20 protein-coding genes are annotated in these 20,419 nt (G+C 48.9%); 10 read left to right on the plus strand and 10 right to left on the minus strand.

The features are described 5' to 3' along the window. Window positions 1–189: 189 nt before the first annotated feature. Window positions 190–1,548 (minus strand): 30S ribosomal protein S12 methylthiotransferase RimO, encoded by a 1,359-nt coding sequence (gene rimO / locus A7K98_RS06665; RefSeq protein ID WP_087487846.1) that lies wholly within the window; start codon window positions 1,546–1,548, stop codon window positions 190–192. 467 nt (window positions 1,549–2,015) lie between these two features. On the opposite strand from rimO, the gene A7K98_RS06670 reads away from it, so the two are divergent. After that, a complete protein-coding gene (locus A7K98_RS06670) occupies window positions 2,016–3,215 on the plus strand; it encodes a serine hydrolase (protein ID WP_087490395.1) in 1,200 nt (399 codons plus the stop codon). Between the two features lie 41 nt (window positions 3,216–3,256). Here A7K98_RS06670 and ybjG read toward each other — a convergent pair whose 3' ends face one another. From ybjG to A7K98_RS06685, 3 genes are all read right to left on the minus strand, one after another. After that, window positions 3,257–3,862 (minus strand): undecaprenyl-diphosphate phosphatase, encoded by a 606-nt coding sequence (gene ybjG, locus A7K98_RS06675; RefSeq protein WP_087487847.1) that lies wholly within the window; start codon window positions 3,860–3,862, stop codon window positions 3,257–3,259. A gap of 343 nt (window positions 3,863–4,205) precedes the next feature. Beyond that, a complete protein-coding gene (locus A7K98_RS06680; protein WP_087487848.1) occupies window positions 4,206–5,891 on the minus strand; it encodes an aspartate:alanine antiporter in 1,686 nt (561 codons plus the stop codon). A 202-nt stretch (window positions 5,892–6,093) separates the two neighbouring features. Then, on the minus strand, window positions 6,094–6,357 hold the full coding sequence (locus A7K98_RS06685; protein WP_087487849.1) for a GrxA family glutaredoxin: 264 nt from the start codon (window positions 6,355–6,357) through the stop codon (window positions 6,094–6,096). Between the two features lie 170 nt (window positions 6,358–6,527). Here A7K98_RS06685 and A7K98_RS06690 point away from each other — a divergent pair, with 170 nt between their 5' ends. The 8 genes from A7K98_RS06690 (at window position 6,528) to A7K98_RS06725 (ending at window position 13,296) form a co-directional block, all read left to right on the plus strand. Continuing rightward, window positions 6,528–6,767 carry a DUF1418 family protein gene (locus tag A7K98_RS06690; protein WP_087487850.1) on the plus strand — a complete coding sequence of 80 codons (240 nt, stop codon included), beginning with the start codon at window positions 6,528–6,530 and terminating at the stop codon, window positions 6,765–6,767. Between the two features lie 35 nt (window positions 6,768–6,802). After that, window positions 6,803–7,525 (plus strand): oxygen-insensitive NADPH nitroreductase, encoded by a 723-nt coding sequence (nfsA, locus tag A7K98_RS06695; protein ID WP_087487851.1) that lies wholly within the window; start codon window positions 6,803–6,805, stop codon window positions 7,523–7,525. A 263-nt stretch (window positions 7,526–7,788) separates the two neighbouring features. After that, window positions 7,789–8,268: a YbjN domain-containing protein gene (locus A7K98_RS06700; RefSeq protein WP_087487852.1), complete on the plus strand. Its 480-nt coding sequence runs from the start codon at window positions 7,789–7,791 to the stop codon at window positions 8,266–8,268. Window positions 8,269–8,633: 365 nt separating this feature from the next. Beyond that, window positions 8,634–9,743, plus strand: coding sequence for a spermidine/putrescine ABC transporter substrate-binding protein PotF (gene potF, locus A7K98_RS06705; protein ID WP_087487853.1), 1,110 nt, complete (start codon window positions 8,634–8,636; stop codon window positions 9,741–9,743). Between the two features lie 92 nt (window positions 9,744–9,835). Further along, complete coding sequence (gene potG, locus A7K98_RS06710) at window positions 9,836–10,966, plus strand: putrescine ABC transporter ATP-binding subunit PotG (RefSeq protein WP_087487854.1); 1,131 nt, start codon at window positions 9,836–9,838, stop codon at window positions 10,964–10,966. Window positions 10,967–11,030: 64 nt separating this feature from the next. After that, complete coding sequence (gene potH, locus A7K98_RS06715; protein WP_198361166.1) at window positions 11,031–11,939, plus strand: putrescine ABC transporter permease PotH; 909 nt, start codon at window positions 11,031–11,033, stop codon at window positions 11,937–11,939. Next, window positions 11,936–12,787, plus strand: a complete 852-nt coding sequence (gene potI / locus A7K98_RS06720) for a putrescine ABC transporter permease PotI (protein ID WP_087487856.1) — start codon at window positions 11,936–11,938, stop codon at window positions 12,785–12,787. Before potH ends, potI begins: the two co-directional genes overlap by 4 nt. Window positions 12,788–12,831: 44 nt before the next feature. After that, window positions 12,832–13,296: a YbjO family protein gene (locus A7K98_RS06725; protein WP_087487857.1), complete on the plus strand. Its 465-nt coding sequence runs from the start codon at window positions 12,832–12,834 to the stop codon at window positions 13,294–13,296. A 95-nt stretch (window positions 13,297–13,391) separates the two neighbouring features. Here the strand turns inward: A7K98_RS06725 and artM are convergent, their stop codons facing one another. Genes artM through artP form a run of 4 tightly spaced genes read right to left on the minus strand, consistent with a single transcriptional unit; the run spans window position 13,392 to window position 16,256 of the window. Further along, window positions 13,392–14,060, minus strand: coding sequence for an arginine ABC transporter permease ArtM (gene artM, locus A7K98_RS06730; RefSeq protein WP_087487858.1), 669 nt, complete (start codon window positions 14,058–14,060; stop codon window positions 13,392–13,394). Next, window positions 14,060–14,776, minus strand: coding sequence for an arginine ABC transporter permease ArtQ (gene artQ / locus A7K98_RS06735; RefSeq protein ID WP_087487859.1), 717 nt, complete (start codon window positions 14,774–14,776; stop codon window positions 14,060–14,062). The genes artM and artQ overlap by 1 nt, the downstream gene beginning before the upstream one ends. A gap of 6 nt (window positions 14,777–14,782) precedes the next feature. Next, window positions 14,783–15,514, minus strand: a complete 732-nt coding sequence (gene artJ / locus A7K98_RS06740; RefSeq protein WP_087487860.1) for an arginine ABC transporter substrate-binding protein — start codon at window positions 15,512–15,514, stop codon at window positions 14,783–14,785. A gap of 13 nt (window positions 15,515–15,527) precedes the next feature. Next, window positions 15,528–16,256 (minus strand): arginine ABC transporter ATP-binding protein ArtP, encoded by a 729-nt coding sequence (artP, locus tag A7K98_RS06745; protein WP_087490396.1) that lies wholly within the window; start codon window positions 16,254–16,256, stop codon window positions 15,528–15,530. Window positions 16,257–16,433: 177 nt separating this feature from the next. On the opposite strand from artP, the gene A7K98_RS06750 reads away from it, so the two are divergent. Beyond that, window positions 16,434–17,258: an N-acetylmuramoyl-L-alanine amidase gene (locus tag A7K98_RS06750; RefSeq protein WP_087487861.1), complete on the plus strand. Its 825-nt coding sequence runs from the start codon at window positions 16,434–16,436 to the stop codon at window positions 17,256–17,258. Window positions 17,259–17,278: 20 nt separating this feature from the next. On the opposite strand, the gene ltaE is transcribed toward A7K98_RS06750, so the two are convergent. Further along, window positions 17,279–18,280 (minus strand): low-specificity L-threonine aldolase, encoded by a 1,002-nt coding sequence (ltaE, locus tag A7K98_RS06755; RefSeq protein ID WP_087490397.1) that lies wholly within the window; start codon window positions 18,278–18,280, stop codon window positions 17,279–17,281. A 65-nt stretch (window positions 18,281–18,345) separates the two neighbouring features. Next, window positions 18,346–20,067, minus strand: coding sequence for a ubiquinone-dependent pyruvate dehydrogenase (poxB, locus tag A7K98_RS06760; RefSeq protein ID WP_087487862.1), 1,722 nt, complete (start codon window positions 20,065–20,067; stop codon window positions 18,346–18,348). Window positions 20,068–20,419: the final 352 nt, after the last annotated feature.

Raw genomic sequence — 20,419 nt, forward strand, 5'->3', positions numbered from 1 at the left:
GACAAGATGTTGGTTGTACTTGTCCGGTCAGTCATGACAATCAACTGAGGATAGCATTTTAGACCGTTGTCGGGGAACTGATGGTGCAGGAAGGGCAATTATTGGCAATACCAAAGATTTCGGTAACTCTGGCTAAGTGTATGCAGAGCAGCTCTGTGGCCTGTTAACCAGGCCACAGAATGTCAGGAATTAGCTGACTTTACTGCCCCACAGATCGTATTCGTCGGCATGTTCTACCCGTACATGCACGATATCGCCTGCTTTGACAGAGAACTCACCGTTAAGATAAACCGAACCATCAATTTCAGGTGCATCTGCCATGCTGCGTCCAACGGCTCCTTCTTCATCAACTTCGTCGATCATCACCATAATTTCACGGCCAACTTTCTCTGCCAGTCGTTCGGTGGAGATTTGTTGCTGAAGTTGCATAAACCGGTGATAACGCTCTTCCTTAACTTCTTCAGGGACCTGATCTGCCAGCTGATTCGCAGTTGCACCTTCCACAGGGCTGTATTTAAAGCACCCGACACGGTCAAGACGAGCTTCTTTAAGGAAGTCGAGGAGCATTGCAAAATCTTCTTCGGTTTCCCCCGGGAACCCGACAATAAAGGTCGAGCGTAGTGTCAGTTCCGGGCAAATTTCACGCCAGCGCTTAATCCGCTCAAGTGTGCGTTCCACAGACCCGGGGCGCTTCATCAGTTTCAGAATGCGCGGGCTGGCGTGTTGTAAAGGAATATCCAGGTAAGGCAGAATTTTCCCTTCAGCCATTAGCGGAATAACATCATCCACATGAGGGTAAGGGTAAACATAATGCAGACGTACCCAGACACCCAGCCGGGCGAGTTGTTCGCACAGGCTAACCATGCTGGTTTTAACCGGTGATCCGTTCCAGAATCCGGTGCGATGTTTAACATCAACACCATAGGCAGAGGTATCCTGTGATATCACCAGCAGTTCTTTCACCCCGGCCTCAACCAGACGACGGGCTTCATCCAGAACAGAGCCAATAGGACGACTGTCGAGGTCGCCGCGCATGGACGGGATAATACAGAACGTACAACGGTGATTACACCCTTCGGAAATTTTCAGATAGGCATAGTGGCGAGGAGTCAGTTTTACTCCCTGCTCAGGCACCAATGATAAAAACGGGTTATGGGCTGGTTTAGGCGCATAGTGATGCACATGTGATAAAACCTGCTCATAACTATGAGGACCGGTGATTTCCAGAACTTTCGGATGAACCTCACGGATCTGGTCTTCTTTCGCTCCCAGGCAACCGGTCACAATGACTTTACCATTCTCGGTCAGTGCTTCGCCGATAGCTTCCAGCGATTCCTGTACCGCACTGTCAATAAAACCGCAGGTGTTTACAATGACCAGGTCTGCATCGTTATAACTTGGAACGACCTGGTAACCTTCAGTTCTTAGTTCTGTCAGAATTCGCTCTGAATCCACCAGATTCTTTGGACATCCTAATGAGAGAAACCCAACTTTCGGGGCAGCAGGTAAATTATTTTCTGTAATAGTATTTGTAGTTGTATCCGACATCGCTCAGCTCCGCTTAAGTGCAGCAATAGCGCGCGATTTTAATCCAGGATTGGGGGAAATTACACAGTAATCTGGCAGAATTGACGCTTGTTATGTAAAGGCCTGCAAAGCGGATAGTTAACACAGCGAAATATAACCCTTTTTATCGTTACTACAGCTAATAAAGGCAGTTAAACTGCTCACCTCGTGGCCAGCAGGAAACAACGGGCAGGTCAGTGCAAATCTTGCCGGTAAAGTATACAACCACCTCTGGCTTATGTTATTGATAGTATCGGGAACAAAATCAGTAGATTAAATTATCTGTCGGTGCTGTCTGGTCCGGATGAAACTGCTCTGCGGCAGGGTGGGACTTCAGTCCGGCGAATGTATTTGCTGGTTCAATGACAGTAAGTTTCCGGTTGCCAAAATCCTGTGGATGGACCACATTTGCGAATACTCTTTTTTTAAACAAGGACGGACTGTTAATGATGCAAAAAACATGTCACTCCCCCCGTTATCGTGCCGTGATGGTGGCTCTGTTACTGGTATCTCCAACCCTGGTGCAGGCAGACCAACCTTCAAATGCGCCGCAAATAGATGCTAAAGCCTGGATCCTGATGGATTATAACAGTGGCAAAGTTCTGGCGGAGTCCCATGCGGATGACCGGCTTGATCCTGCCAGCCTGACTAAAATGATGACCAGCTATGTCATCGGGCAGGCGTTAAAATCAGGGAAAATCAAATCCACCGATATGGTCTCGATTGGGCAGGATGCCTGGGCAACAGGTAATCCTCAGTTACGCGGTTCTTCTCTGATGTTCCTGAAGCCCGGAGACCAGGTTTCTGTATCTGACCTGAATAAAGGTATTGTGGTTCAGTCCGGTAATGATGCCTGTATTGCCCTGGCGGATTATGTCGCGGGTAGCCAGGGTGCCTTTATTGAGCTGATGAACAATTATGTTAAGCAGCTGGGTCTGCAAAATACCCATTTCTCCACAGTGCATGGTCTGGATGAGCCAGGGCAGTACAGTACTGCGCGGGATATGGCTCTGATTGGGCAGGCGCTTATCCGTGACGTTCCGGATGAATATGCGCTGAATCAGGAAAAGGAATTTGCTTTCAATAAAATCCGTCAGCCTAACCGTAACCGTTTACTCTGGAGTACGGATTTACATGTTGATGGGATAAAAACCGGATATACCTCAGGGGCCGGTAATAACCTCGTCGCTTCTGCCACCTCAGGTAATATGCGATTGATCTCGGTAGTGCTCGGTGCAAAAACCGACGCGATTCGTTTCAGAGAAAGCGAGAAGTTACTCAACTGGGGTTTTCAGTTTTATGAAACAGTTTCTCCGATTAAATCTGATAAGCCGTTTGTGCAGCAGAGAGTCTGGTTCGGTGATACTAAATATGCCGATCTCGGGGTGATTAAAAACCCTGCAGTGACAGTACCGAAAGGCCAGGTGAACAATCTGAAAGCTGGCTATACCCTGAATTCACCGGCACTGGAAGCTCCGCTGACCAAAGGTCAGGTTGTAGGTACCGTTAACTTCCAGCTGGACGGGAAAGTGATTGAGCAAAAACAACTGGTCGTGCTGGAGGATATCAAACAGGGCGGCTTCTTTAGTCGGATCTGGGATTACATCAGCCTGCAGGTGAGTTCTTTATACCACAAGTGGTTTGGCTAAAAACGTAGCGGGCAAAGTCTCAACTTTGCCCGCTATCATTGTTAATGGTGTACCCAACCTTTACGAATCAGTGGGCCGAAGATAAAACGGTATACCGTACTGGCCAGTGCTAGCAGGCGGTCACCATATAGCGCCCATCCGCATTGTGACGCAATACAGCCAAGCATCCCAACCAGAAAACCACCCAGCATATCCATTGGCCAGTGAATCCCCAGATAGACGCGGGACCATGCAATGGCTACTCCGGCAATCAGTAAAATTATTCCTGACCAGACCCTGTGCCAGCAGATAAATGCCAGCGCGAAGGTGAAGATAGTGGTTCCATGATCACTCGGGTAGGAACCATCAGCGCTATGGCTGAGGAACTGATAGCCCAGACCTACAGCAAACGGTCTTGGATGTGGATAAAGAAACGCAACGATAGTGGCAATTGCCAGGGCGTATACCAACGCTGTAGCGGTTTTCAGGACCAGTACTCGCTGGCTGGGCACCTGACTGTCCGGCCCCCATAACCACAGGGCAACGATGAGTAACGGAACAATTGCAATCAGGTCTTTAGCAAAAAACAGGGCAAGTTCGATAAATGCGTGAGGTGAATCAGGGGTGGCATTAATCCACAGGAACAGAATGTGGTTAAGGTTTTCCATTATTTCATGCGGTCCTTATCATCGATCGGCGCGATGTTACAACGTTCAGCGTCGGGGATTAGTTAAAATCAGAACCTCAGCCTACTGTCTGGTGATTAAGTTAATCTTAACAGCATAAAACAACGTCACAGAAAGTAAATAATCCTGGTCTTATTTCTTGTTTTAATGTGCTTTTACCGATGAGTGGCACGAAATGTCGTTGCAGAGAAGAAACTGAGGAACCACAGAAATAAAAAAACCGCCAGTAAACTGGCGGGACCCGAACATCAGGGGACTTTAAAGAAAAGCAGTGGCACAAGTTATGACGACCAGAGTCAGGGAAAGTTCGCTTCGGTATGAAAATTTAACTAATAAGCGGCCAAATAAGCACAATAAGCGTCCCCGCCAGGGTCAGAAGCACATTGGCAATCGCATAAGTTCCTGCGTAACCCAGTGCCGGGATACTGCTGCGCGCGGTATCGGTAATAATTTCCATGGCAGGTGCGCAGGTCCGTGCTCCCATCAAAGCCCCAAACAACATGGCACGGTTCATCTTCAGAATATAGGCACCGAACAGATAGGCGATGACTACCGGGATCAGACTGACCAGCAAACCGCAGAGCAGCATAGCCAGTCCTGCACTACCCAGACCATGGTTTATCCCGCTACCGGCACTTAATCCGACGCCAGCCATAAAGACCATCAGACCGAACTCCTTGACCATTGTCAATGCCCCCTGTGGGATATAGCCAAACGTAGGGTGGTTAGCGCGTAAAAAACCAAGCATAATCCCGGCAAACAGCAATCCTGCTGCATTGCCTACTCCAACGTTGAAGTTACTGAACTGAAAAGTGACCATGCCTATCATCAGGCCAATAACGAAAAAAGCGCAGAACGCCAGCAGGTCTGTTACCTGACTATGTATAGCGACAAAACCTATCTGGTCGGCGATGCTTTTCACTCGTTTTGCTTCGCCACTTACCTGAAGAATATCGCCTTTATTCAGCATGATATTGTCGTCGATAGGCATTTCTATCTGGTTACGTATTACACGGCTCAGGAAGCAGCCGTGATCGGTGAGACGCAGTTTACCCAGTCGCTTATTGATAGCATTGTGATTTTTAACCACAATTTCTTCGGTCACAATACGCATATCCAGCAAATCGCGGTCGAAAACTTCCTTGCCGTGTCTGAAACTGGGGTCGAGTCTGGCATGCGCATCCGGATAACCGACCAGCGAAATATCATCTCCTTGTTGCAGCACTGCATCTCCGTCGGGGCTGGCCAGTATTCCGTTACGCCGGATTCGTTCGATGTAACAACCGGTTTGCCGGTAAATGCCCAGCTCACGCAGGTTTTTACCATCACTCCATTCAACCAGCTCAGGTCCAACCCGATAGGCACGGATCACCGGTAAAAACACTTTACGCTGGCTGTCGGCATCGAGCCCGCGCTCACGGGCTATTTGCTGGGCACTGGTGGGGAGATCCTGATGCTGGAGTCTGGGCAGGTAACGGGCTCCGAGTATCAGACTGACCAGACCTATCAAATAGGTCAGCGCATAGCCAAGACTCAGATGATCCTGCATTACATTTAGCTGTGCGCCGTTGCTGACACTCTGTCGAAGGGTATCACCGGCACCAACCAGCACCGGCGTCGATGTCATTGAGCCGGCCAGCATGCCTGCTGTCAGTCCAATATCCCAGTGGAATGCTTTACCCAGAGCCAGGGCCAGCAGTAATGCACTGATGACCATCACTGAGGCAAGCATAAAGTAATACTTGCCGTCCCGGAAAAAGATAGAAAAGAAATTAGGGCCGGCTTCAATTCCCACACAAAAGATAAACAACATGAACCCGAGACTTAGCGCACTGGTATTGATTGCAAAATGCTGCTCTCCGAGTAGCAGCGACATAACCAATACTCCGATGGAACTACCGAGTTGAATGCTACCGATACGAAGTTTTCCAAGACACAATCCAAGGGAAAGCACCACAAACAGCAACAGGACGTCATTGGCGCTGAGCAGGTTAACGACATTAATGTTCACAAATTGACTTCTTATCCGTAAGAGCAGGGAGAAAGACAGCATCCGTCCGATCGGGGAGGGCTGAGATTAAAGGCGGCTATTCTAAAGGGAATTACCAAGACAGGCTATGATCAGTGATAAGGATTTTCAGAGCCGGACAGCGGGGGGGAATGGGCAACCTGACACCAGGTGCATGGCAGGAACCATGCACCTGTCTGAAGCATTACTGGTAGAGACCCAGATTTTCTTTTGCATACGCTTCGAAGTCGGTAAAGCCGCCGACGTGCAGTTCATCCAGGAAAATTTGCGGTACGGTTTCTACCGGTTTACCGACAGTTTTTTCCAGATCAGCTTTGGTGATCCCTTCAGCATGAATATCGACATAGCGATAGCTAAAATCATCGCGTTCTTCGGTTAATTTCTCTGCAAGGTCTTTAGCGCGGACACAATACGGGCAGCCGGGACGACCAAAAATCACTGCAAACATAGCGATCTCCTGAGTAAGTAATATCAGATTTCAATACAATAAAGTCTGTGTATCATGCCTGTCAGTCAGCATGAATAAAAGCAGGAAATACCTGTCATTCTGAATGCTACTATCAATCAGCGGTCTGAGACTATGTCGTCCGCACAATCGGTAAAAGAGGAGCCAACTGAATGCAGGATAGTACCCGATTACCCCGCAGGCTGATTATTCTGGAAGTTATTGGTATTTTCTTCGTCCTGATTGCATTGGTATTGCTCAACAGTGGCACTGAATTATCGTCGGCAGCGAATCACCATGTACTCGCCAAAGTCAGCCTGTTTTGTGGCGTAATTTTGATTTTGCCTGCGGTTATTTTGCTCATCTGGCGTACCTTCAGAGCAATGTTCCCGAAATTATCCGGGCCAAAATAAGTACGACCGTCACCCTATTTATTGAGGAGAAAGTAATGACCCCAACGATCGATTTACTCTGCGATCATAGTTCCGTACGGGCCTTCAAACCACAGCCGGTTACCGAACAACAGTGTCATGCCATTCTCAATGCGGCGCAATCTGCTTCTACTTCCAGCTTTTTACAATGCAGTTCGATTATTCGTATTAGCGATAGTCAAAAGCGTGATCGTTTGGCCGAACTGGCAGGACAACAACCCTGGGTCAGCGCGGCTGCTGAATTCTGGGTGTTTTGTGCCGATTTCAATCGCCATCAGCAGATTTGCCCGCAAGCAGAACTGGGGCTAGCCGAGCAGTTATTACTGGGTTGTGTAGATACGGCTTTGATGGCTCAAAATGCGATGGTCGCTGCAGAATCACTGGGAATGGGTGGTGTTTTTATCGGCGGTTTACGAAACAACCCGCGTGAAGTGAGTGAATTGCTGCAACTGCCGCGTTTTGTTTTACCACTATTCGGGTTGTGCATTGGCTGGCCGGAAGCAAAACCGGAAGTGAAACCTCGCCTCCCACATTCACTTCTGGTGCACGAGAATCAGTATCAGCCTGTCGATCCGCAGGCGCTGGAAGAATATGATCAGCATATTCTCGCCTATTACCAGCAGCGTGCCACCAACAGCCGCCAGGAAAGCTGGAGTGACATGATTCAACGAATGATAATCAAAGAAAACCGCCCGTTCATGTTAGATTTCCTGCATCAGCAAGGCTGGGCAACCCGCTAATCTGCTTATCCTTCAAAAATTATTTGCCGGTTTTTTGGTGTTGCACAAAAAACACCCGGCATTGTCCGGTCACACCATTCTGGTGCAGAGGTTTGCATCAGGATGGTGCGTGACTCTGCGGATTATAAATTATCCGATCCCGCTGATTTGGTGACAAGTTCTGCCAGTTTATGTGGCACGGGTTGTGCTTTTTGCCGTATGCGATGGTGTTTACTGTCATTTATGCGTAATCTATTGCGCTGGTTCTTTAGCCGGATACGAAAATGGAAACACTGGTAAGACCAGAAACCCAAACGCTGTGTGAATGGATGGATAAGCAACATATCGAATGGTTCGAATGTGACAGCTGCCAGGCACTACATTTACCTGCGATGCAGAATTTTGACGGGGTTTTTGATGCAAAGCTGGATATCGCTGACAATGTCATTTTATTTACTGCCAGGGCAGAAGTCAGACCTTCCGCTCTGTTATCTCTGGCAGGTGAATTGTCCCACATTAATGCCAGTTCACTGACAGCCAAAGCCTTTCTGGATGTTCAGGATGAAACTATCCCGAAACTGATAGTCTGCCAGTCTCTGAATATTGAATGTGGTATTACCCGTTCCCAGTTCGTTTACTTTATGCAGCAAAGTGAAGCCCAGGCTTCAATGATTATTATGGAAGCTTTTGCCAGCAATATGCTGGTGGTCGCTGATGACAGCGATACATCGCAACCACTGCTGCGGCAGGCTGTTCTGCATTAATTCCCGCTGCTGCTCCCCGCCGGGGGAGCAGTGGTTTTGTCCACTTCTCCTCCAATACTCCTCATTAATATATTTCGGTTAATCTGACCGGTACTGGCGATTTATTCTAATCAATATCCATTGATGCCACATAATGTTCTGATATTTCTTTCTGATGCCGACTGAGTTGGTTTTTTCTGCCTTCGCATGGCACAAAACTGTGTGGAGTTATATTCTTGCAACAGCCTTGTGTAACCTTGGGTTTCTGTTGTTACTTCGGCGAAACAACAACACAAATTGTTTTTATTGAAGTTGTCAGGAAAATGGCGTCAATCTTGCATCGCCTGAGCGGATTATTTCATTTTTGGTGTCGGAGGAAGGAAAATATGTTCAGCCAGGGTAAAAAATGGTTACCGGCAGTTATTGCCGGGGCACTGATGGCAATTTCTGCAACCACGGTGGCAGAGCAAAAAGTCTTACATGTTTACAATTGGTCGGACTATATTGCTCCGGACACTGTCGCTAATTTTGAAAAACAGACGGGCATTAAAGTCGTTTACGATGTGTTTGACTCGAACGAAGTTCTGGAAGGGAAACTGATGGCCGGCAACACAGGCTATGACGTAGTGGTTCCTTCTTCCAGTTTCCTGGCTCGTCAGTTGCAATCCGGGGTATTCCAGCCGCTGGATAAGAGCAAATTACCTAACTATAAAAACCTTGATCCGGAACTGATGGCAAAAATTGCTCAGCATGATCCGGGTAATAAATATGCCATTCCTTATCTGTGGGCGACGACCGGTATTGGTTACAATATCGACAAAGTACGACAGGTCCTCGGTAAGGATGCACCGGTAGATAGCTGGGATCTGGTCCTTAACCCTGACAATCTGAAAAAACTGCAGAGTTGTGGTGTGTCGTTCCTTGATGCACCGGAAGAGATCTTTGCGACAGTACTGAACTATCTGGGTAAAGATCCTAACAGCAGCAATCCGAAAGATTATTCCGGTGCTGCGACCGATCTGTTACTCAAATTACGTCCAGGCATCCGTTATTTCCATTCTTCTCAATATATCAATGATCTGGCCAACGGTAATATCTGTGTCGCTATCGGCTGGGCAGGGGATGTACTGCAGGCGAAAAATCGCGCTGATACCGCAAAAAATGGTGTTCATCTGGCTTACAGCATACCTAAACAAGGTGCTCTGGCCTTCTTCGATACGATGGCTATTCCGAAAGATGCCAAAAATACTGAAGAAGCGTACGCATGGCTTAACTACATCATGGATCCTAAGGTCATTGCCAATATCTCTAACAGTGTTTACTACGCAAACGGAAATAAAGCTTCATTGCCGTTGATTAATGCAGATATCCGTAATAATCCGGGGATTTTCCCGACGCCGGATGTGATGAAAAAACTTTTTGTCCTGAAAGTACAGGATCCTAAATTAGATCGTGTCCGTACCCGTGCCTGGACCCGGGTGAAAAGCGGCCAGTAATTTAGCTGTGTAATGAAAAACGTCAGTAAGCGCTGGGTAAATACCAGGCTTACTGACTCATTGTTCTGATTTTGCTGTCCCGGAGATATGCCGTGGTTAATGATATTCGCCCGCAACCTAAAACGGCTAAGCCGCTTACCCCGTTACTTGAAATACGTAATCTCACCAAATCGTTCGACGGACAAAATGCCGTCGATGATGTCAGTCTGACCATCTATAAAGGGGAGATTTTTGCTTTGCTTGGGGCTTCCGGCTGCGGTAAATCAACCTTACTCAGAATGCTGGCAGGCTTTGAAACGCCAACCCACGGGCAGATTATTCTGGAGGGCAAAGACCTCTCCAGCGTACCGCCTTACCAACGTCCGGTGAATATGATGTTCCAGTCTTATGCTCTGTTTCCTCATATGACCGTTGAACAGAATATTGCCTTTGGTCTGAAGCAGGACAGGCTGCCTAAAGCCGAAATTGCTGCCCGGGTTGAAGAAATGCTGCTGCTGGTTCATATGCAGGAATATGCCAAAAGAAAACCTCACCAACTCTCCGGTGGACAACGGCAACGGGTGGCATTGGCCCGAAGTCTGGCAAAACGACCACGGCTGTTACTGCTTGATGAGCCGATGGGGGCACTGGATAAAAAATTACGGGATCGGATGCAGCTTGAAGTTGTGGATATCCTGGAACGGGTAGGGGCCACCTGTGTCATGGTAACCCATGATCAGGAAGAAGCCATGACGATGGCAGGTCGAATTGCCATTATGAATCGCGGTAAATTTATCCAGCTGGGTGAACCGGAAGATATCTATGAGCATCCGACCAGCCGTTACAGTGCTGAATTTATTGGTTCAGTGAATGTGTTTGAAGGTGTGCTGACAGAAAAACTGCCTGACGGCATGATTATCAGCAGCCCGGGGCTCGAGTTTCCGCTAAAAGTTGATAGTGCAGAGACCGTTGCTGAAAATGTCCCTGTCTGCGTTGCATTGCGTCCCGAGAAAGTGATGCTTTGTACAGATTTACCTGAGGACGGTTACAACATTGCCCGTGGTGAAGTGGTGCATATTGCCTATCTTGGGGACTTATCCGTTTATCACGTCCGCCTTGCCAGCGGTCAGATGCTCAGCGCTCAGCTTCAGAATGCGAACCGCTACCGGGCTGGTGCTCCGGTTTGGGGTGACCAGGTGAATTTGTGCTGGGAAACAGATAGTTGTGTGGTTTTAACCGCCTGAGGAGGATGTGATGACTGAACTGTTTCGTCCGGAACAGGACAAGCCTTTGGTGGCGGATAAAATAATGCCCCGACTTATAGAACGTTTGCAAATGAAACATGGCCGTAAGCTGGTGATCCTTATTCCTGCCTTGTGGCTGGTGGTGTTTTTTTTACTGCCGTTTCTGATAGTCCTGAAGATTAGTTTTGCTGATATTGCCAGGGCTATTCCACCGTATACAGAACTGCTGAGCTGGGCAGACTCTCAACTGAGTTTTGTTCTGGATCTGGGTAACTACCTACAGTTAACCGACGACCCGTTGTATCTTGATGCTTATCTGCAATCACTCAGGACAGCGGCTATCTCAACGGTAATTTGCCTGTTTATTGCTTATCCTTTGGCCTGGGCAGTGGCCCATAGTAAACCGGCAACCCGAAATATCCTGTTATTACTGGTGGTATTACCATCATGGGTCTCTTTCCTGGTCAGAGTTTATGCCTGGATGGGACTGTTAAACAATAACGGTATTCTTAACCGTTTCCTGTTGTGGCTGGGAGTCATCGACCATCCACTGGTCATTTTGTATACCAATGTCGCCGTGTATATCGGAATCGTTTATTGCTACCTGCCATTTATGGTATTGCCAATTTACACCGCATTAACGCGCATTGATTACTCGCTGGTTGAAGCCTCCCAGGATTTGGGTGCGAGGCCGATAAGGACATTTTTCAGCGTTATTGTTCCGCTAACCCGCGGCGGTATTATCGCCGGTTCGATGCTGGTATTTATTCCGGCGGTGGGTGAGTACGTTATTCCTGAACTGCTGGGAGGGCCGGACAGCATCATGATTGGCCGGATTTTGTGGCAGGAGTTTTTCAACAACCACGACTGGCCGGTCGCATCCGCACTGGCAGTGATTATATTACTGATTCTGATACTGCCTATTATCTGGTTCCATAAGCAGCAAAATAAACAATCGGGAGCTGAACGATGAATGCATTACCGGTATCACGTTCGCCATGGCGGATTATTATTCTGCTGCTGTGTTTCACGTTTTTGTATGCACCGATGTTGTTGCTGGTGGTTTATTCGTTTAACAGCTCAGCGCTGGTGACTGTCTGGGACCATTTCTCTGTCCGCTGGTACGGGCAGTTGTTCCAGGACAGCGCCATGATAGATGCTGTGGTGCTTAGCTTATCGATTGCAGCAATGGCGGCCTGTATGGCCGTGGTGCTGGGCACGCTGGCAGCATTTACTATTGTCAGATTTGGCCGGTTTCGCGGTAATAAAAGTTTTGCATTTATGCTGACTGCACCATTGGTTATGCCGGATGTGATCACCGGTCTATCGTTACTGCTATTATTTGTGGCGATGGCAAAAGCATTTGGCTGGCCGGCTGACAGAGGGGCGCTGACTATCTGGATGGCACATGTTACTTTCTGTACGGCTTATGTGTCAGTAGTGATTAATGCCCGGTTACGCGAGCTGGATCGCTCTTTCGAAGAGGCGGCACTCGATCTGGGGGCGGGGCCTGTTAAAGTGTTTTTTGTCATTACCCTGCCAATGATATTGCCAGCGGTGGTGACCGGCTGGTTACTGGCATTTACCCTGTCACTGGATGATTTGGTGATTTCCAGCTTTGTAACGGGGCCCGGAGCGACAACCCTGCCAATGGCTATCTTTGCGGCAGTGCGGCGCGGCGTTAATCCGGAAATTAATGCACTGGCATCGTTAATATTATTTATTGTGGGGCTGGTCGGGTTTATCGCCTGGCGGCTGATGGCTCAGGAAGAGAAAAAGCGGATTCGGGATGGCCACAACGCGCGTCGTGAGACTTCCTGACCGCCAGAACCGGAAAGGGCAGTAACATACAGGAGATGCACCCGATGCCAGGGAGACCGAACAAGGCACAAAATGCTTTACCGGCACCGGTGATTACCGCGGTGCTGGCGATAATTTTAACGCGGTTGTTTAATCTGCTGATGTTCATTCAGCAGCCTGAAGGTGTACCGCGTGATGGTGTATTTGAAGAGCTTAGTAGTCTGCCGGGATATATATTGCTGTTCAGTGTCCTGATGGTTCTGTTAATTACTGAATTGTTAAGTGCCGGGCTATTGTTGTCAGGCCGCCGTAGTGGCAGGAGTATTTTTACCGCCTGCCAGTGTCTGGTGTTGCTGATAGCCGGAATAATATTTGGCTGGCACGGTCTGGAGATTGCTGAGGGGGTGGATGTGGCTGATATCAGTCAGTTGCGTAACCATCTGCTGTTGCAGAAAATTCCGGATATGGTGATTTTACTGATGCTCTATCTGCCGGCCAGCAGCCGGCATTACTTCCGTCGTAAACCGTGATAGCCGGTCATTCCGGCTACAGTTTATCCGCGAAGCCGTCACCAGGGTGCCGGGTGAGTTTCGCGGGCAGGGAAGGATACTCTGCCCGCAACTGGTTAGTTCCGGCGTTCAAAACGTAGTGCATAGTGCTCCACACCACGTAATAACAGTGTCAGCAGACCGTTGATACACAGATAAATAATCCCTGCCGCAACAAATACTGTCACGTCATAGCTTCTGCCAAATAGCAGCTGGCCCTGTCCCATCACGTCCATCAGGGTAATGGTGTAAGCCAGAGAGGTGCTCTTAAAAATCAAAATCACTTCGTTTGAATAAGCGGAGAGGGCGCGTTTAAATGCGAAGGGCAATAAAATACGCAGCGTCTGTCCTTTACTCATCCCCAGAGCTGCACAGGATTGCCATTGTCCGGGGGCAATCGCTTTTACCGCACCATAGAATAGCTGGGTGGTATAGGCTGCGCTGTTTAGCGACAATGCTACGATGGCGCATAACCACGGCTGTGAGAGCAATGACCATAAATGCGGATAGTGTTGTAACTGTGGAAACTGACCCGGCCCGTAATAAATCAGGAAGATCTGCACCAGCAGTGGAGTGCCGGTAAACAGCGTGATGTATATTTTAACCGCTCTGCCAGCCAGTGGCTTTTTCAGTGCCAGGATCAGCGTAAAAATGACGGCCAGAATCAGGGCAATCACGATGGATGACAGAGTCAGAAACAGGCTGACAGGCAGGCCTTTCAGCAACTGAGGAAAATACTCAGCCATCAGGCATTCTCCTGTTCAAACCGGGTAGCACGAAGCTCCACCCGCCGTAAAATAAACTGGCTGACTAAGGTCACCAGCAGGTAAACCGCTGCGGCAATTAAATACCATGTAAAAGGCTGCTGGGTGCGGATAGCAATACTTTTGGTTTGCAGCATCAGGTCGTTGACACTGATTAGTGACACCAGTGCAGTATCTTTCAACAGTACCAGCCACTGATTTCCTAGCCCCGGCAGGGCATGGCGCCACATTTGTGGCAGAATCAGGCGACGGAAAATGGTGAATTTCTTCATTCCCAGGGCTTGCCCTGATTCCCACTGGCCACCGGGCACCGCTTTCAATGCACCGCGCAGCGTCTGGGAAGCATAGGATGAATATAACAATGCTAATGCAATGACCCCGCAAAGAAACGGGCTGACATTGAAATCGCTGATAGTCATCTGGACATGAAACCGGGTGAATCCTAACGAGATATCAAAACCATCAGACAGCGTCAGAAGTACCTGTGAAGCACCAAAGTAGATCCCAAGTACCACCAGAATTTCAGGTAATCCTCGTAATACTGTCACCAGCAGGGTTCCGGGCCATGCCAGTACTTTAAAGCGCAGGGACTCCCAGCCGGCAAACAACATTGCCAGCAGCAGGCCAATCACCAGAGCACAAACGGCAAGGCCGACGGTCATCCCGGCGGCACTTGCGATAGCAAATAAGTCAATCATCAGAAATTACTGCTGGAACCATTTGTGGTAAATAGTCTGATATTCACCGTCGGCTTTTACCGCGGTCAGGCCATCATTCAGAGATTTTTGCAGCGCTGTGTTGCCCTGGCGAACAGCAATACCCAGACCGGTACCAAAGTAATCTTTGTCTGTCACTTTGTTGCCTACAGCTCCCAGTTTAGGATCTTTCTTCAGCCATTCATTGACGACGGCAGTATCTCCAAACACTGCATTCAGACGGCCATTTTGCAGATCCAGCATGGCATTCTGGTAGCTGTCATAAGGCACCATCGTAATTTCAGGGTGCTTATCAGTCAGATATTTTTGGTGAGTGGTCCCGTTCTGAACACCAACACGCAAGCCCTTCAGTGCCGCAATATCAGTGAACTTACCTTTCTGAGCAATGAACAATGCTGAGTTGTCATAATAAGCCTGAGTGAACAGCACCTGTTTTTCACGATCAGGAGTAATATCCATACCCGCCATGACAGCGTCATAACGGCGGAATTTCAGTCCCGGGATCAAACTGTCAAAGGACTGATTGCTGAATACACAGGTAGCATCAATCTTTTTACAGATGGCATTGGCAAGATCCACGTCGAAGCCCTGGATTTTGTTATCCGCGCCGATAAATTCAAACGGAGGATATGAGGCTTCGGTAGCAAAATGCAGTGTAGTGGCAGCAGAGGCACTAAGGCTGGCACCGGCCAGCAGGGCAGCTAAAATGATTTTTTTCATCGTTATTATCCGGTTAGTGAGACAGGTAGTGTGCAAATTCAGGGGTCTGCGGCTGACTAAAATGTCCGGCATCACCCTGTTCGATAATATGACCGTTTTCCATGTATACCACGCGGCTGGCAGTTTTGCGGGCAACCTCCACTTCATGAGTAACGATTACCTGAGTAATATTAGTTCGTGATAACCCGCGGATGATATCAACCACCTGGCTGGTAATCTCCGGGTCCAGCGCAGCGGTTGGTTCATCAAACAGCAATACCTGGGGTTCCATCATCAATGCTCTGGCAATCGCGACACGTTGCTGCTGCCCGCCAGACAGATGCAGCGGAAAACGGTTAGCAAACGGAGTGAGTTTCAGCCTTTCAAGCAAGCCGTTAGCACGCTGGACAGCAGCATCTTTACTCAGACCCAACACTCTGCAAGGGGCCTCTGTCAGGTTCTGCATTACTGTCAAATGTGGCCAGAGATTATACTGCTGAAAGACAATTCCGACATTGCGCCTAAGTTCACGGATATCATTTTCTGAAGGTTTATTCCGGAAATTAAACTGATTACCGGCAATAGAGAGTTCGCCGGAACGTGGCATTTCCAGTAAATTGAGTACCCGCAGGAGCGAGCTTTTACCTGCACCACTCGGACCGAGCAGTACCAGTGTTTCACCCCGGGGACAATTCAGACTAATGTCGAACAGTGCCTGGTGTTCGCCGTAAAAGCAGTTAATCCCGTTTAATTGAATACTCATGCGCAAAAATTGAATAGTGGTAAAGTGGTCAGATAGTAACGTTGCCAGCATAGTTATGCAATTCCACTGGCTGAAAATTATTTTAATGCCTTATGTGGTCAGAACTGCAGCAGAATGTGTTGTGGTGCGTGATGTAGTCAGATATAACAGGCCCCGGAGTCAGAGGCAGGAAACAAAATGAAACGAAGTTGGCTGGTAATGGCCATGCTGCTGAGCGGCTGTCAGGCCCCCGGAATCAAACAATATCCCGGTTATTCGGTGGATTATCACCACCAGGCCAGTGGTCAGGAACCACGGGTGCAGATGATTGTTATTCATTATACCGCCGAAAATAATCCGGATTCATTGCATATTCTCACCACTGAGAAAGTCAGTGCTCATTATCTTATTCCTGATCCGACAAAACCCGCAGCCGGCCGTGCAGACATTGAACAGCTGGTTCCTGAATCTCAGGTGGCATGGCATGCGGGGCAGAGTAGCTGGCAGGGAGTCACTCATCTGAATAACATTTCGGTCGGTATAGAACTGGTGAACCGGGGATATTATCGTACGTCCTATGGTTATCGTTGTGATGTTTACCCCGCCAGGCAAATTGCGGTACTCACAAAATTACTGCGGGATATCGTCACCCGTTATCACATTCGCCCGCAGAATATTGTTGGCCACAGCGACATTGCACCATTGCGAAAGCAGGACCCGGGCCCATGTTTCCCGTGGCAGACTCTGGCACAGGAAGGGCTGGGAGCATGGCCTGACCCACAAACGGTGGCATCCCTGATAGCCGGCCGGCCACCTCTGCAAGCCTCAAATCCGACTGTTCTGATGGGGCTGTTGCGTCAGTACGGATACGGTTTTGACGACTCAGAGTCTGAACCACAACAGCAAACAGTAATTAAAGCTTTTCAGATGCATTTCAGACCGTGGCTGGTCAGCGGCAAAGCCGATGTGCAAACCGAGGCTATTGCCCGGGCATTACTGGAAAAGTATGGCTCACCGCACTAACGCGGCGGCAAGCCGAAAGATTATTGCTGTAAAAAGGCTTTCCAGACACTGATGACTTGCTGCAATGCATGGCGGTCAGCATCAATATGAGTAACCAACCGGGTCCGCGTTGAGAAGCTGATACGGATATTGTGCTGATCCATCCACTGTTGCAGCGGGGCAACCTGTTTTTCTGCCAGGCGAATAAACAACATATTCGTATGCTGACATTCTACATCAACACCAAGCTCCGCTAACTCCTGTGCCAGCCAGCGGGCATTTTCGTGGTCTTCTGCCAGACGTTCAACGTTATGGTCCAGCGCATAAATTCCGGCAGCGGCCAGAATTCCTGCCTGGCGCATTCCGCCCCCTGTCATTTTCCGCCAGCGATTGGCTTCATCAATAAATTCACGGCTGCCACACAACAAAGAACCTACCGGAGTGGCCAGCCCTTTAGATAAACAAATCGACAGGCTGTCGCAATAACGGCTTAGTGCCTCCAGAGGCTGACCGCAGGCAACCGCTGCATTGAAAATACGAGCTCCATCGACATGCAGCCCCAACTGGTGCTGGCGTGAAAAATCAAACACCTCTTTCAGATAGGGCAATGGCAGCACTTTTCCATGATGTGTATTTTCGATGCTGATAAGCCGGGTGCGGGCAAAATGAATATCGCGGGGTTTGATAACCTTACGAATTTCCTCTAACGGCAGGGTACCGTCATCCAGTGCCATGACCGGCTGAGGCTGAATACTGCCCAGTACCGCAGCACCACCTGCTTCATATTTATAGTTGTGGGCAAGCTGACCGGCAATATATTCATCGCCACGCTGACAATGGCTGAGCAATGCCACCAGGTTAGCCTGAGTACCGGAAGGGAAAAACAGAGCGGCCTGTTTGCCACTCAACGCGGCCGCTTTTTCCTGCAGAGCATTGACCGTAGGATCGTCACCATAGACATCATCGCCGGTGGGGGCGGCAATCATCTTACGTAACATCTCAGCACCAGGCCGGGTCACAGTATCACTTCGTAAATCAATCACAGGCTGCTCCGCAGTATCAGAAAAAGAATCAGGTGAGGGTGCCGCCATGGCGGCTATATTCCTTTTTAACGCAACCAGTTAGTTTTTGCCAGATCGATAACTTGATCGCCCCGTCCGTTAATAATTGCCCGTAGCATATACAGACTGAATCCTTTGGCCTGTTCCAGTTTGACTTTAGGCGGCATAACCAGTTCTTCCCTGGCCGTTGTCACATCTACCAGGACCGGGCCCGGGTGCGCAAAAGCCTGCTGCAGTGCTTCGGTCAGTTCTGATGCTTTTTCAACATGAATACCTTTGATATTACAGGCCGCGGCAATTGCGGCAAAATCCGGATTATCCAGCTCAGTACCATCTGTCAGAAATCCACCCGCTTTCATCTCCATGGCCACAAAACCAAGCACACTGTTATTGAAAATAATCAGTTTAACCGGCAACTTATGTTGCGCGATGGATAGCAGGTCTCCCATCAACATGGCAAATCCTCCGTCACCGCACAAGGCAACGACCTGACGTGCTCTGTCAACGGTCTGCGCTCCCATCGCCTGAGGCATTGCATTGGCCATAGAACCGTGATTAAACGACCCGAGCAGGCGGCGCTTACCGTTCATTTTCAGGTAACGGGCAGCCCATACTGTCGGGGTACCGACATCGCAGGTGAAAATGGCATCATCATTGGCCAGTTTACTGATTTGATCGGCCAGATATTGCGGATGGATCGGCAGTTTATCGTTGGGGGTTGCCAGATCATCCAGATCTTTACGCGAGTCGTGATAATTTTCGATAGCTCTGTCGAGATGCTTACGATCCTGCTTCTCCTGCAGGCGTGGCAGCAACAGTTGTAGTGTTGCTTTAACATCTCCAATAACCGGAAAGTCCACATGACAATGCGCACCCAGGCTATCAGCCGATAAATCCAGTTGAACGACTTTGGCTTCCGTCGGGTAAAAAGCCCGGTAGGGGAATCGGGTACCCAGCAACACCAGAGTATCAGCATTCAACATGGCATGATAACCCGAGGAGAAGCCAATAAAGCCGGTCATTCCCACATCATAAGGATTATCGTATTCAAGATGTTCTTTGCCACGTAACGCGTGAACTATCGGCGCCTTCAGCATTTTGGCCAGTTCAGTAACCTGCTGATGTGCACCGGCACAGCCACTGCCACACAGCAGAGTAATATTTTGTGACTGATTCAGCATGGCTGCCAGTGTATCCAGTTGCAGCAGAGGAGGAACGGTGACAGGTAACGCCGGCGGGTACCAGGCTAATGGCGCATGTTCCGGGGCGGGTTCCAATGCAATATCACCAGGTAAAACAATGACCGATACCCCTTTGTTCAGTATGGCTTTACGCATGGCTATTGCCAGAACTACCGGTAACTGTTCCGGATTGGACACCAGTTCACAATAGTGGCTGCACTCTTTAAACAGCTCCTGAGGATGAGTTTCCTGAAAATAGTTGCTGCCAATTTCGCTGGAGGGAATGTGGGCGGCAATCGCCAGAACCGGAACGTTATTGCGGTGACAGTCAAATAATCCATTGATCAGATGGAGGTTACCGGGCCCGCAGGATCCGGCACATACCGCCAGTTGCCCTGTGACCATCGCCTCGGCGCCCGCAGCAAAAGCAGCGGCTTCTTCGTGGCGGGTAGACATCCATTCGATAGTTTTCAGGTTATTCAGGCTGTCACTGATTCCGTTTAATGAGTCACCTGTGACTCCCCAAATCCGTTTAACACCGGCAAGTTCCAGGCTTTTTACGATAAACGAGGCAACCGTATTCTTCATTCTCTACTCCTGTGATAGTGAAACCGGTACTGTGAAGTATCAATTTACGGCAGAAATAATGAACAAAAGTGTAGCTTATATAATGAAGCCCGACAGGATGTTGAGTGGCATTGCTGCTGCCTGAGACCCGGGAAAGAGAAACGGGATGGTTAAATACGCGTGAAGCTTACTTTGGCAATCAGGCCGTCTGTAAGAGATATGTGAGCGGGAATAGCTGTGCATTGATCATGATATGACAGGCGCAGCCGCTTAAAATCAACTATCTTTGGCTGGGAGTCAGGTAAGTCGCCACGGTCTGATTAACTACCGTCCGGCTGCTGAATTTACAGCATTTCTAATGCCTTTCCAACGG

Source organism: Tatumella citrea, from assembly GCF_002163585.1.
Taxonomy (GTDB): domain Bacteria; phylum Pseudomonadota; class Gammaproteobacteria; order Enterobacterales; family Enterobacteriaceae; genus Tatumella; species Tatumella citrea.